Source organism: Ensifer sp. Root142 (assembly GCF_001426785.1).
In the GTDB taxonomy this organism is placed as follows: Bacteria; Pseudomonadota; Alphaproteobacteria; order Rhizobiales; family Rhizobiaceae; genus Ensifer; species Ensifer canadensis.
This window is the reverse complement of sequence record NZ_LMFK01000001.1, coordinates 525,749-538,417: the sequence shown is the minus strand read 5'-3', so window position 1 is coordinate 538,417 and position 12,669 is coordinate 525,749. Positions and strand designations below refer to the sequence as shown.

The following is a 12,669-nucleotide window of genomic DNA, read 5'->3' as shown; positions in this document are numbered from 1 at the left end:
AGCAGGCGGTACAGACTTGGCTCAAAGTGATGCTGTCGCAAAAAACCTTCGAAATATTCAATTTTTTAAGCTACATCCACCAGCGCCCCTAAGCGAGCATGGAGCGCATCCCTATGCGAGCTGGAACGCAAGCCATGCCCGGAAAATAGGCATATCAGTGTGACAACAACATAGGACAAGCACGCACGCCTTCTCGCTGCCGAGCGGATAGGCGCTCTTGTCTGCGCACCCGCTGAGCAGACGGCTCGTTCATCCCAAACGCAATGTTCGACAGCCGGTCTCCGGATAGGCTATGCACGAGGTCGAGAAGGGCCGTTGGCCGAGGCGTATGATGCAGACAGACGACCTGAACCTGAAATCCCAGCGTCCGTTGCCGCCGCTGAACGCCCTGCGCGCCTTCGATGCGCTGGCCCGGTGCGGCAGCCTGCGCGCAGCCGCAATCGAGCTCGGCGTCGTGCCCGGTGCCGTGCGCCAGCAGCTTGCAAGCCTCGAGGAGCATTTCGGCTTTGCCCTGCTCGATCGCGACGGTGGCCGCGTGACCCTCAATCCGGCCGGAGGGCGGCTCGCCGATGCCGTCGGTGTCGCCTTCGCCATCGTCTCGCGTGCGGCGGAAGAGATCTCGTCGAGCGGCAGCACCGTCCGGCTGCGGCTCGGCGTGCCGATGCCGATGGCCTCGGCATGGCTTATGCCGCGCCTGGCAACGCTGCAAAGCGCCGTCTCGGGCCTTGAGGTCGATATCATCCCGGTTGCCGTCAACCAGTCGCTGACTGACATGCCTGAAATCGATGCCCTGATCGTTGGCGGTGAATACCGACCGCTGCCCGATATAGCCGCGACCGCCTTCATGGACGACCGGTTTGGCCCGGTGCTCACCGTCGGGCAACCGTCCCCCGGCCTTACGCCGCCCGATCTCGCGGACATGACCGCACTGGTCGCCCGCACGGTGCCCTATCTCTGGGACGACTGGTTTCGCGAAAGCGGCAATGCTCCGGTCCGCTTCCGCAAACGGATCGAGGTGGACGATCTGACGCTGGCCCTCAGTGCCGCCCGCAGCGGGCTTGGCGTCACCATCGCGCCGGCGGCATCGATCGAAACGGACCTTGCCTCCGGCGCGCTCGAAGCGCCGTTTGGTTTTGTCAGCCGGCCGACCGGCTATCGGTTCTGCTGCCGCATTGCCGACAGGGACCGCAAGCCGATTGCTGCCCTGCGGAATTGGCTGCTCGCAGAGGGGCGGCGCCAGGAAGGAAAACTGCCCTCCGCCGCAGTTTAATGTCTCTGCCATAGGACAGGCTGCCCGGACTATCTTTGCCGGCACCATCGACAGACAGCCAGGACCCTCACCATGACCACCTCCAGCCATCCGTCCCGTATCGAGTGGGTCGGGCAAAGCTGCGCGCTTCTGCGCGCCATTGCTGCCGAGTTTGAAACAACCCTCCCGTTCAAGGGCCTGACGATCGGAACGGCAATCCATCTGGAGCCAAAGACCATAGCGCTGCTGATGACGCTCAGGGCCGGCGGCGCGCAGCTCGTGGCGACCGGCAACCTGAACAGCACCCAGCCGGCGACGGTCGATTATCTGAAACGTCAGGGCATCACCGTCATCGGTGGGCAGACGACCGATGCGACTGCCCATTCCGGCTTCATCGACGCCCTTATGGGTCATCAACCCGACCTGCTGCTCGACAACGGGGGCGACCTTTTCGCCCGCGTGGCCGAGCGGCCCTATCGCAAGCTGCTCGGCGGCACGGAGGAGACAACCTCCGGTCGGACCCGGTTGGAGCCGATGCGCGGTGCCATCGGCCTGCCGGTGCTGGTGATCAACGACAGCCCCATCAAGCAGTTTGCCGAGAACCGCCATGCGGTCGGCCAGAGCCTGTTCGAAAGCTACATGCGCTTCACCAACCGCTCGACCAATGGCAAGCGCGTGACGGTTTTCGGCTATGGCGCCTGCGGCCAAGGCACGGCCGCCTGCTTTCGCAGTGCCTACAGCGCGGTCAGCGTCGTAGATGTCGACCCGGTTGCAACACTCGAGGCCCATCTCGACGGTTTCTCGACGCCGAGACGCGATGACGCCATACGCTCGGCCGACGTCATCGTCACGGTCACAGGCTCTGCGAGCATCCTGACGGCTTCGGATCTCGCGGCCCTCAAGGACGGCGTGATCCTCCTCAACGGCGGGCACTTCCCGCACGAGATCGACGTTGCCGGCATGCGCGCCGATGACGCGGTGGTGGCGGTGGAAACCTACGCCGACGAGGGCATCGAGACGCTCGTCCTTGCCGATGGGCGGCGCATCCATATTCTCGGCGCAGGCCACATGGCCAATCTTGCCGGACCAAGGGCACTTGGCAATTCGGTCGAATCCATGGATCTCGGCTTTGCTCTCCAGGCCCGCTGTCTGGAGCGGGTGGCGGGCCACACGCTCGACGCTTCGATGTGCGTCGTGCCGGTGCCCGTAGACATCGACGCCATGGTGGCATCCGCCTATCTCGAACTGCACCGCTGAGGGAACTGACAGATGCTGCGCTGGGGAATTCTTGGAACGAGCTTCATCTCCGACACGATGGCCGGGGCCATCTCTGCGAGCGACGGGTCCCGCATCGGAGCGGTGGCCGGGCGCGATCCGCAGCGGCTCTCGGATTTTGCCGGGCGACACGGCATCGCAAAGCACTATTCCGGCTACGACACGCTGCTCGATGACCCTGATATCGATGTCGTCTATATCGGCCTGCCCAACAACATGCATCATGAGGCGGTGATCCGCGCCGCGGAAAGGGGCAAGGCGGTTCTGTCGGAGAAGTCGCTGACCACGACGATGGCCGAGGCAGAGGCGCTGGCGCAGGCCGTGCGTGACCGCGGTATCTTCTTTCTCGAAGGCTTGATGTATCTCTGCCATCCGTTGATGGCCAAGGCCGGCGAAATCCTGCAGTCCGGCCGGCTCGGTGTGATCCGCTCGGTTTCCGGTCTCTACGCCGCCGATATCCGGAAGTTCGTGAACCCGATGGGCAAGGGGACGATTTTCAATCTCGGCTGCTACCCGGCCTCGCTTTTACATTACGTGATCCAGACGGCCTGCGGGCAGCATGCCTTTTCCAGTCGGTCGACCAGCGCCTTCGGAAATCTCTCGTCGCATGACGGCAATATCTGCGACGCAAGCCTGTTGGTTCGTTTCGACAATGGCGTTCTCGCCACGCTTCAGTCCACCGACAGCTTCGGCATGTCCTTCGCCTTTTCCATCCATGGAGAGCGCGGCGCCTTGCGGTTCCTCACCAATCCCTGGCTGCCGGTGGCTGGCGAAAATCGCCTGGAGCTTTGCGAATATGGCCGCGCTCCGGAAGAAATCGTCGTGCTTTCCGACCATGACGCCTTCGGCCATCAGGTGCGACTGGTGGAGAACTGCCTGAAGGCAGGACTGAAGGAAGCGCCACGCCCGGCACCACGGCTCGCCGATTCACTCGAGATCATGTCGTTGCTCTCCGCCTGGGACGAGCAGGCAAGGCTGTCATCGGCAAGTGGCGCATAGCATCCCCGCCCGCCGCAGCCTGTTTTCAGGCACACGCCATAAGGACGCACGACCCCACCAAAAATGATTGCGAGCGGACCTGGCGCGCCGTTTCAAACGTCATGGTTTGTGCGTATCAATTGCGGACCGCGCGAGGGGCGCGCGGCTTCCTTGGGGGACTTATGAAGAGATTGTTGCTCACCGCAGCGCTGTTTCTCGCCGCGGCCGCGGCCGGAAACGCCCAGACCGTCAACGCCGGAAAATACATCGTCGAAGGCACGAACCTGGATGGTTCCAGCTATTCCGGCACGGCCGAAATCACGCTTGCAAGCGAAACCACCTGCGTCATCGAATGGGACACGGCCGGCGTAAAATCGACCGGCGTCTGCATGCTCAACGGCAATGCCTTCGCCGCAGCCTATGTGCTCGGCGATGCCCTTGGCCTCATCGTCTACAAGGTCAACGGCGATGGCTCGCTTGATGGCACCTGGACGATCACCGGCAAGGATGGCAGCGGCACCGAAACGCTGACCGAGGCCAAGTAACCTTCGCGGCGGAATGCGCTCGGCTATCATGAAAACACCTGCAGTGGGTATCTGCCCGTTGCAGGTGTTTTGTTTTGGACAGGCAGTCTAGGAGAGCTCCACTTTCGCGGTTTTCTCCCTGTACTCTTCCTTTGGATCGCTGCCCAGGAGCAGCTTGATACCGGCAAACAGGCTGGTCTCATTGAGCCAGATTTCCGCTTCGCTCGGCTCGAAACGCAGCAGGGCCAGTTCGGGGTCGTCCTTTCCACCCTCGTACCAGGCGGCGATGTACTGGTTCCACAGCCGGTCGATAACAGTGCGGTCATTGTCGAGGCGAAGGCACCCGTGAACGGTCGCGAACAGTTCATGATCCTTGGATGCAAAAGCAAACATGGCGGGTGTGTTCGCGGCGACATTCTGGGCCACGACGGCACTCCTGACGGTGAAGAACCAGATCGGACCCTGCTCGCCCTCGATCTGCGCCGTCATCGGGCGCGTGTGCCCATGCTCTTTTTCGGACAAGCCAAGCATGACCGTCATGTCCGATTTCAATGTCTTCCAGAGTTTCTTCTTGAGTTCCTCGGGAGTTGCCACTGTCGTATCTCCTTGACGGTTCGACGCGCCGACGCCAATCGTTTCGACAACGGCCTGATTGGCGGTTGGGCGAAACAAAATCAGGGGCCGACCACTCGGCCGGCCGCCTGCTTCGCGATTGCTCGCACGGTCTAGCGGTTGGCGTAGCGCGCCCGCTGCTCTTCGACCTGCGTCGGGCTATAGGGATCGAGGGTCTCGTCGAACCTGCTCCAGCCTTCTTCGCGGTAAGCCGAACGGCGGTCTTCCACATCGACCCAGTTGGAGCGCTGAAGGATCGCCTCTGCCTGAGCAACGTCGTGGTCGGCGACGCGTGCCGTCACCAATGTGCCGCCGCGGCGGACACCCTCGGCATAAACATGGGCATCCTCTTCCGGCACGCCGGAATCCGTGAGCGCGCCAACAATGCCGCCCACAGCACCACCGGCAACTGCACCGGCGGCAGCTCCAGCAGCGGTCGCGGCAAGCCAGCCGGCCGCAACCACCGGACCGACGCCTGGGATTGCCATCAGCCCGAGGCCGGTCAGAAGACCGCCCGCGCCGCCGACCGCGGCGCCGATGCCTGCACCGGTGCCAGCACCTTCGGCAGCGCCCTCCGTGTCATCGACTTTATATCGGCCTTCTGCATTGCTCGCGACCATGCTGACATCACCATCGGGGATACCAGCGGCTTTCAGCGCGCGCACGGCTTCAGAAGCCTGATCATAGGTGTCGAAAAGTCCTGAAACAGTTTTCATGTCGATTTTTCCTTGAATGGATTTACTGAGATTTCTCGGCCAACAATCAGTTGGCGACGATGTTGCCCTGGTAGTCGAGTGCGACGGTCACGGGCTTTCCGTCCTTGGTGGCAGACGCCTGCCAGATACCCTTGTCATCCAGTTTCAATTCGCTGACGGCGGTGTAACCGCCTTCCTGCAGCCGGGCGCGTGCCTGCTCTTCGGTGAAGCTGTTGGCACCTTCGACAGGCGCTGTCGGATTGGTAGTGTCGGGCGTGGCGACTGCTGGCGTTTCAGCCTCCGGCGAAGGGGTCGGCGTCTGGGCGTAAGCACTAAGCGCGCTTGCGGCCAGAAAAGCTGTCGCGACAATTACTCGTTTCATTGTTGTCTCCTCGATGCGTCATTGAACGATGCTGGGACAACGCGAGTACTTGGCGATGGTTCCTGCCTCACATCAGAACAAATTGAAAATTGTTCAATCACCTTAACAGGTTACCGGCGCTGCGCACGCTCTCGATCGGGCACGACAAGGCCCGCCGGGATTGATGACAGCGCCAAGCCAAACGCCTCTCGCACAGGAAGGTTCAGTCCGTTGTTTGCAATTGGTGCCGGCAATGCGCAATGGTAGCAACCGCCTATCAGCAGGAGGCACTCGCTGACGCGAGCCGCGTGACGCCTCCTGCTCGTCCCAACAGGAAGCAGCCGTTGTTGAAATTCGCCAGCGCCCTAGTTCCCGTTCGAGTTTCGATCGGAACAGCATCGGCGACCTGAATGGCAAGCAATCATAAAGGGGATTGGATCAGGAAGGCGGATGCCGACCAGACACGGGCGAGTTTTCCCGAACTGTTCTTCGACCTCGTTTTCGTCTTCGCGCTCATTCAGCTCGCCCACAAGCTCGCATCCGATTTCAGTGCCACTGCCGTGATCGAGGCCGTCCTGCTGATCCTGGCGATCTGGTGGGTCTGGATCCACACGACATGGGTGACGAACCTGCTCGATACCGAAAAGGAGCCGGTCCGCCTGCTGCTGTTCGGCCTGATGTTTGCCGGCGTACTTCTGGCGATCGCCCTGCCCGAAGCCTTTGGCGACCAAGGACTGGTTTTTGCGGCGATCTACAGCGGTATGCAGATCTGTCGGTCGGCTTTCACGCTTTATGCCTTTCGCCACGCCGACAGGCGATCGTTCCTGACCTTCCTGCGCATCACGATCTGGATGCTGCTCTCCAGCGCCTTCTGGCTGTCCGGCGGGCTAATGGAGATCGAAGGGCGCCTTCTCCTATGGACGCTCGCCCTCCTTGTCGAATACGCGTCGCCGGCGCTCAGGTACTACGTGCCCTTTCTCGGCAAATCGCCCGACGAGACCTTGGATATATCCGGCGCGCACATGGCGGAACGTTGCGCGCTCTTCGTCATCATCTGCCTCGGTGAGACCATCTTGACCACCGGCCGCAATGCGACGGAGCACATGACGGATGATATGACCTTTGCCGTGTTCTGCAGTGCATTCCTCAGCACCGGCTTCATGTGGTGGATCTATTTCCACCACGGCCAGGAAAGGGCGGCATCCAAAGCCGAAGCGACATCACGGCCGGAGACCCTGGCGCTCAATCTATTCACCTACGGCCACCTGCCTGTCGTCGCCGGCATCATCCTGACGGCAGTCGGGGAGGACTTCAGCTTGTCTCACGCCGAAGAATCGAGCTCGCTGAAGCATGCGCTCGCCATGCTCGGCGGCCCGGCGCTTTTCCTCGGCGGCAACATCTGGATCAAGGCCGTCGCGACCCGCCAGTTCCCGGTCTCGCACATCGCCGGGCTCGTGCTTCTCGCCGTCGCGATCCTCATCGTGCCAATTGCCCCCAACTACATCGTTCAGGCCGCATCGACCGCAGTGCTGTTGATCGTGGCGCTTTGGGAATATCTTGCCCTGCGTCGCCTCGCTGCATCGACCGCCTGAGCAGGCGACTGCCTGAGCCACCCGCCAACCGCAACGGTCGCAATCAACCAGAGGAACTTAATCGGCTCCTGCGCATTCACGAATGCGCAGACCTGGAGGGGCACTTGCATTCACTGACCCGAAAACGGGCACTTCGGAAGTCCGAGCCGCTCTGGGCCGATACCCCACGCCATGCGGTGAGGACACAAAGGCGGCTCACCACCCATGATGTCGATGTGCTGATCGTCGGCGCCGGAATCAGCGGTGCGCTGATGGCGAATGCTCTGATTGGCCACAATCTGTCAGTGCTGATGGTCGATCGCCGAAAGCCGATAGGCGGCAGCAGCATGGCCAGCACCGCCATGATCCAGCACGAAATCGACGTGCCGCTGCATCGGTTGAACCGCTTGCGCGGAACCGCTGACGCCGCGCGCGTCTGGCAGCGCTCGGCGAAGGCGGTCGAGCATCTCGCATCGCTCGTCGACGCCCTGCAGATCGATTGCCATTTCGAGCGGAAGAACACGCTTTATCTCTCGGGCGCAAGCTATGGTTCGCGCGCACTTCAAGCGGAAGTGAGTGCCCGCGAGGCTGCAAGCCTCGCCGCAACGCTTCTGCCGCAAGACAAACTGCGCGCCAGGTTCGGTATCGACCGTACCGCGGCGATCGAGACGCATGTCTCCGCATCGGCCAATCCGGCCCAGTTGACCGCCGGCTTCCTCCGCCACGCACAGGCAAACGGCGTCCCCATCGTCGAGACGATCGAGATCACCGATATCAGGGAGGTTGAGGGCCGGAATGCCGTTGCGACGTCCGACGGCCGGATCATCCTAGCGACCCATGTGGTCTTCTGCACGGGCTATGAGTTTCTGAAAGCCGTCGCGAACAAGAAACATGCCATAGTCTCGACCTGGGCGATGGCGACCAGACCTCGTCATCCACGGCCGGAATGGCTCGACGACTATCTCGTCTGGGAGGGCGCCGACCCGTATCTCTATTTTCGCTCGACGCCCGACGGCCGCATCCTCGTCGGCGGCGAGGACGAGGAAAGCGACGATGCCTTCGAGGATCCGGCAAAGTTGAAGGGAAAGTCCGACATCCTGCGCGAAAAGCTCTCCGATCTGATCGGGATCAGGATCGGCGAGCCCGACTACCGTTGGGCCGCCGCCTTCGGTGTTACCGCTGAGGGTCTGCCGATGATCGGCCGCGTTCCCGGTATGCGCAACGCCTTCGCAACCATGGGCTATGGCGGCAACGGCATCACCTTCAGCCAAATCGCCGCCGAGATCATTTCGTCGAGCATCCTGGGGCATGCGGACCCGGACGCTTCGCTGTTTCCGTTCGTCTAGCGGTCGGCGTGGAAACAGCGCCGCATTTGCCGGCCGATCATTCGTGATAGCTTCTGATAAATCCTTGGGGAAATAGGCATGGGCAAGGCAATCGATCAAATCCGGGATCTCGGTGCGCCGCCCTCGATGCAGGGCGTGCGCCCGGCCATGCCCACGTCGCTGACGCTTGTAGGCGCCGCGGCCGTGCTTTACCTCGCGCGCGACGTCTTCCTCCCGATCGCCGTCGCGCTGCTCCTGACCTTCGCACTTGCGCCTGTCGTCGCGGCACTGCGCCGGATCGGCCTGCCACGGGCGTTTGCGGTGATCTCTACCGCGTTGATCACCTTTACCTTGATCGGCATTTTCAGTCTCATCGTCACACTGCAGGTTGCGGAACTTGCGAAGAACCTGCCTGCCTATCAATCCAACATCGTCATGAAGGTGAAGGACCTGAAGGAAGCCGGCTCCGAAAACGGCATCATCGATCGCATTGGCAACGTAGTCGAACGCATCAACCGCGAAATAGACCGCCCGACCACGGAGACGCCGACTAGCGTCGAAAGCCCGAAAAAAGATCCGCTGCTGGTCGAGATCTATTCTCGCGACAATCCGATCCAGGTCCTCACCAATATCATCGCGCCGCTGGTCGGCCCGGTAGCGATGGCCGGCCTTGTGGTGGTGGTCGTTATCTTCATGCTCTTGGAGCGGGAGGATCTGAGGGACCGGTTCATCCGGCTCGCCGGTTTCGGCGATCTGCATCGAACCACCGAGGGCCTGCAGGATGCCGGTAAGCGCGTCGGCCATTACCTGCTGATGCAGTTGATCGTCAACACCACCTATGGCCTGCCTGTCGCCATTGGCCTTTGGTTTATCGGCATACCCAACGCGATGCTGTGGGGCTTGCTGGCGATCGTCCTGCGCTTCGTGCCCTATGTCGGGCCGGTCATCGCCATGGTGCTGCCGCTGTTCCTGTCGGTGGCGGTCGACAGCGGCTGGTCCATGCTGCTGTGGACGGCCGGCCTGTTCGTTGCGATGGAATTGGTGATCAACAATGTGGTCGAGCCGATGCTCTACGGTTCCAAGACCGGTCTGTCGCCGCTGGCGATCATCGTTTCCGCGATTTTCTGGGCGTGGATCTGGGGGCCTGTCGGACTGATCCTGTCGACGCCGCTGACGGCCTGTCTCGTCGTTCTCGGCAAACATGTACCGCAATTCGAATTTCTGCAGGTGCTTTTCGGCAGCGATCCGGTGCTCGCGCCGCACGCGCGTCTCTATCAGCGGCTTCTGGCCGGCGATCCGGACGAAGCGACCGATCAGGCCGAGGAGATCCTCGAAGAAGAATACCTCGTTGACTACTACGGCGCGGTCGCCATGCCCGCCCTGGCTTTGGCGGAACAGGATCGCGCCCGCGGTGTCATGAGCGATGAGCAGCGGCTGCGCGTGGCTGCAAGCGGCATGTCGCTGGTCTCTAACCTCGAAGACATTGCGATCGAGGAAAGTAAGGATGATGAGAATGAGACCGCAGACACGGAAGGCGAACCGGCAAGCCAGCCCATTCCGGATGGCGAAGGCATGACCATCCTGTGCGTCGGCGGCCGGGGCGAGATCGACGATGTCTCCGCCGCGATGCTCGCTCAGGTGCTGCGCGCCGAAGGGGCCGCCGCAACGGCGTTGAGTTTTCACCAGATCGAACCGGCCAATATCCGCAAGCTCCAGACCGAAGCCGTCGACGCGATCGTCGTCTGCTTTCTCAACCGGGATTCGATCAAGCACGCCCGATTTGTCGTCCGCCGCCTCAAGCGGGTCAACACCAGGGCGAGGGTCGGCATCGTCATTTGGGACACTTCTGCCGATCGTGCAGCGGGCCAGCGCAAGGCAGATACAAGTGCGGAGCAAGTGGTGGGCGCCGACTTCGTTGCATCAGACATGACGACGGCGGCGATTGAGGCGCTGACGAAGCGGCCCTCGGTTCCGCTTGCAGCCCCCAGCAAGACCAAGGTTCGGCGACGACTGGTGCCGCAACAGACACAATGACGTCTTCAGCGCTGCTGGAGCGGGCCGGGCCTATCTGCTCGGAGAGGGGGGCAACCCGGTTCAGAAGACACAGAAGTCCTACATCAGGACGTGGACATTCCCTGCCAAATGGTCTTCGGTCTGGTGACGCCTGCTTTTTCTCAGGCCGACGTCGTCTGCGACGAGGCGTCGTTGATGAAACACGATCTCGGATGGCGCCAAGAAGATCGAATCGGCGAAGGAACTCAGCATGGCCAAGGATGCCATGGCAGCCAATGACATGGAGAAATGCAAGTCGCATATGGACAATGCGGTCAAGGGCAAGGACGCGATGGAACGCGATCAACTCCGTCCAACGATCGGTCAAAACACAAAAAACGCCCGCTCGGATCCGAGCGGGCGCTTCATGAAATCTTTGATGGTCTCAGGCGCGATTAGCGGCCGAAGGTATTGCGGGCAATGCTCGGGATGTCGGCGCGGTCGATGCCGAGGTCACGCAGTTCGCGCGTGGACATGCGGCCCAGTTCGGAGACCGTCTGCCGGTACTTGAGCCAGTTGTTGAAAGAGCGTGCTACGTTCATGATGATCCCCTTTACGCAGTTCGCGCGTGGACATGCGGCCCAGTTCGGAGACCGTCTGCCGGTACTTGAGCCAGTTGTTGAAAGAGCGTGCTACGTTCATGATGATCCCCTTTCCGTGGGCTTTCGAAGCCTAGCTGCCAGTCCTTGGCGCTTCGTTCACTTCGATGAGGGATATATAGTCGATCACCCCCGCAGATAGCAGCGCTAAGACTTCACTCCACCCCTGCAAGCCGCGCATGGATCGTTGTGCCCCAGGGAACTGCCATGAGGGATATATAGTCGATCACCCCCGCAGATAGCAGCGCTAAGACTTCACTCCACCCCTGCAAGCCGCGCATGGATCGTTGTGCCCCAGGGAACTGCAGAAGCCGAGCAGTTGAGCCCCCACGAATGGTCAAAGCGAGCGGCTGGCAGCGCTGAGCCAAAAGGGAACTCGGCCGGATCGCAAACCAGGGCGCCATGCCCGCCCCTCAATGATCCGTCCGCCATATCCTGTCGATGACCTCGAAAGCGAGCGCGACGTTGGGATCGGTGCGTCGGGGCCGAAGACAGACGAAGCCGAGTGTGGTTTCGAGTTTGACCCTGTCGGCGATGACGAGGCCGCTTGCCTGCTGTTCGCTGAGCGCGATCGACTCCCGGCAGAGGCTGAGACCAAGCCCCGTGCGAACCATGGCCAGCATCGACGCTTCCTGGTCGACGAGGGCGACGACGTTCTGCTTGAGGTTAAGTTCGCCGAGTTTTCTCGCAAGCAGCCGATGATGAACGGAGGCCGGCGGCGTTCCGATCCAGGGCAGCGCCGCAAGCTCGCTCCAGTCCCTTCCTGCGACGATACCGGCAAAGGCCGGCGGTGCGACGACACGATAGGTCAGCCTCGACAGCGGCTTGACGAAGAACTGCGCCTCGGCCTCCGCACTACGGACATCCGTGCTCGTGCCGAAATCATCGAGGTCGCCGAGAAAGAACCCGACATCGAGTTCGTTGCGCTTCAAACCGATCGCGACTTCACCGCTCATACCCTGGCGAAGGGTGGTTTCAATACCCGGCCCGCTTTCGACCAGGGCTTGGAGAAAGGCACCCAGCCTCGTGAATTCGGGGTCGATGATCGTTCCGATCCGCAGCTTGCCGCGAAGCTGCGCCGTCAGGTGCATCGCCGTCTGCCGGAACTCGGTCACCGACGCCAGCACCTGCTCGCCCTTGGCCGCCAGCAGCGCGCCGTCGCGCGTCAATTCGAGCCCGTTGGCGGTGCGATGGAACAGGGTGAGGCCCAATTCCTGCGACAGGCGCTTCACCTGCAGGCTGACGGCAGGCTGGGTCAGATGCAGCAGTTCGGACGCCCGCGTGACGTTGCCTTCCCGCGCCACCGTGACAAAAGCCCGCAACAATCGCAGATCCAGATGATCAGCCATATAAATATTCCTTATAATACTCAGGCGTATTTATCATTGGATTTCGTCATGCGGTAGCTTTTTACTGTCTTCTGGCGGA

General features: G+C 61.6%; 12 protein-coding genes and 2 pseudogenes. 8 read left to right on the top strand and 6 right to left on the bottom strand.

From position 1 onward, the window contains the following. Positions 1-331: 331 nt before the first annotated feature. From ASD52_RS02680 to ASD52_RS02665, 4 genes are all read left to right on the top strand, one after another. On the top strand, positions 332-1,270 hold the full coding sequence (locus tag ASD52_RS02680) for a LysR substrate-binding domain-containing protein (protein WP_244497405.1): 939 nt from the start codon (positions 332-334) through the stop codon (positions 1,268-1,270). Between the two features lie 72 nt (positions 1,271-1,342). Beyond that, entirely contained in the window at positions 1,343-2,506 is a 1,164-nt protein-coding gene (locus tag ASD52_RS02675; protein ID WP_057222794.1) for an adenosylhomocysteinase, read from the top strand. Positions 2,507-2,518: 12 nt separating this feature from the next. Continuing rightward, positions 2,519-3,523: a Gfo/Idh/MocA family oxidoreductase gene (locus tag ASD52_RS02670; RefSeq protein WP_057222793.1), complete on the top strand. Its 1,005-nt coding sequence runs from the start codon at positions 2,519-2,521 to the stop codon at positions 3,521-3,523. A gap of 161 nt (positions 3,524-3,684) precedes the next feature. Next, complete coding sequence (locus ASD52_RS02665) at positions 3,685-4,047, top strand: hypothetical protein (RefSeq protein ID WP_057222792.1); 363 nt, start codon at positions 3,685-3,687, stop codon at positions 4,045-4,047. An 87-nt stretch (positions 4,048-4,134) separates the two neighbouring features. Here the strand turns inward: ASD52_RS02665 and ASD52_RS02660 are convergent, their stop codons facing one another. The 3 genes from ASD52_RS02660 to ASD52_RS02650 form a co-directional block, all read right to left on the bottom strand. Beyond that, on the bottom strand, positions 4,135-4,620 hold the full coding sequence (locus ASD52_RS02660) for a pyridoxamine 5'-phosphate oxidase family protein (RefSeq protein WP_057223359.1): 486 nt from the start codon (positions 4,618-4,620) through the stop codon (positions 4,135-4,137). Between the two features lie 131 nt (positions 4,621-4,751). Beyond that, positions 4,752-5,354: a hypothetical protein gene (locus tag ASD52_RS02655; RefSeq protein ID WP_057222791.1), complete on the bottom strand. Its 603-nt coding sequence runs from the start codon at positions 5,352-5,354 to the stop codon at positions 4,752-4,754. 46 nt (positions 5,355-5,400) lie between these two features. After that, positions 5,401-5,715: a PepSY domain-containing protein gene (locus tag ASD52_RS02650; protein WP_057222790.1), complete on the bottom strand. Its 315-nt coding sequence runs from the start codon at positions 5,713-5,715 to the stop codon at positions 5,401-5,403. A gap of 389 nt (positions 5,716-6,104) precedes the next feature. Here ASD52_RS02650 and ASD52_RS02645 point away from each other — a divergent pair, with 389 nt between their 5' ends. The 4 genes and pseudogenes from ASD52_RS02645 to ASD52_RS39670 form a co-directional block, all read left to right on the top strand. Beyond that, on the top strand, positions 6,105-7,286 hold the full coding sequence (locus ASD52_RS02645; protein ID WP_057222789.1) for a low temperature requirement protein A: 1,182 nt from the start codon (positions 6,105-6,107) through the stop codon (positions 7,284-7,286). A 104-nt stretch (positions 7,287-7,390) separates the two neighbouring features. Then, positions 7,391-8,611: an FAD-dependent oxidoreductase gene (locus tag ASD52_RS02640; protein WP_057209991.1), complete on the top strand. Its 1,221-nt coding sequence runs from the start codon at positions 7,391-7,393 to the stop codon at positions 8,609-8,611. Positions 8,612-8,689: 78 nt separating this feature from the next. Next, complete coding sequence (locus ASD52_RS02635; RefSeq protein WP_082571695.1) at positions 8,690-10,624, top strand: AI-2E family transporter; 1,935 nt, start codon at positions 8,690-8,692, stop codon at positions 10,622-10,624. A 108-nt stretch (positions 10,625-10,732) separates the two neighbouring features. Continuing rightward, positions 10,733-10,937, top strand: a pseudogene (locus ASD52_RS39670) (hypothetical protein); the annotation flags it as partial. A 100-nt stretch (positions 10,938-11,037) separates the two neighbouring features. On the opposite strand, the gene ASD52_RS36760 reads toward ASD52_RS39670, so the two are convergent. The 3 genes and pseudogenes from ASD52_RS36760 to ASD52_RS02625 form a co-directional block, all read right to left on the bottom strand. Next, a complete protein-coding gene (locus ASD52_RS36760; protein WP_082571694.1) occupies positions 11,038-11,184 on the bottom strand; it encodes a DUF1127 domain-containing protein in 147 nt (48 codons plus the stop codon). Between the two features lie 16 nt (positions 11,185-11,200). Next, positions 11,201-11,284, bottom strand: a pseudogene (locus tag ASD52_RS36755) (DUF1127 domain-containing protein); the annotation flags it as partial. A 370-nt stretch (positions 11,285-11,654) separates the two neighbouring features. After that, positions 11,655-12,590 (bottom strand): LysR family transcriptional regulator, encoded by a 936-nt coding sequence (locus tag ASD52_RS02625; protein ID WP_057209994.1) that lies wholly within the window; start codon positions 12,588-12,590, stop codon positions 11,655-11,657. Positions 12,591-12,669: the final 79 nt, after the last annotated feature.

Coding starts and splice junctions, on each gene's coding strand:
- ASD52_RS02680 (WP_244497405.1), top strand. CDS start 332: ATGCAGACAGACGACCTGAACCTGAAATCCCAGCGTCCGTTGCCGCCG.
- ASD52_RS02675 (WP_057222794.1), top strand. CDS start 1,343: ATGACCACCTCCAGCCATCCGTCCCGTATCGAGTGGGTCGGGCAAAGC.
- ASD52_RS02670 (WP_057222793.1), top strand. CDS start 2,519: ATGCTGCGCTGGGGAATTCTTGGAACGAGCTTCATCTCCGACACGATG.
- ASD52_RS02665 (WP_057222792.1), top strand. CDS start 3,685: ATGAAGAGATTGTTGCTCACCGCAGCGCTGTTTCTCGCCGCGGCCGCG.
- ASD52_RS02655 (WP_057222791.1), bottom strand. CDS start 5,354: ATGAAAACTGTTTCAGGACTTTTCGACACCTATGATCAGGCTTCTGAA.
- ASD52_RS02650 (WP_057222790.1), bottom strand. CDS start 5,715: ATGAAACGAGTAATTGTCGCGACAGCTTTTCTGGCCGCAAGCGCGCTT.
- ASD52_RS02645 (WP_057222789.1), top strand. CDS start 6,105: ATGGCAAGCAATCATAAAGGGGATTGGATCAGGAAGGCGGATGCCGAC.
- ASD52_RS02635 (WP_082571695.1), top strand. CDS start 8,690: ATGGGCAAGGCAATCGATCAAATCCGGGATCTCGGTGCGCCGCCCTCG.
- ASD52_RS36760 (WP_082571694.1), bottom strand. CDS start 11,184: ATGAACGTAGCACGCTCTTTCAACAACTGGCTCAAGTACCGGCAGACG.
- ASD52_RS02625 (WP_057209994.1), bottom strand. CDS start 12,590: ATGGCTGATCATCTGGATCTGCGATTGTTGCGGGCTTTTGTCACGGTG.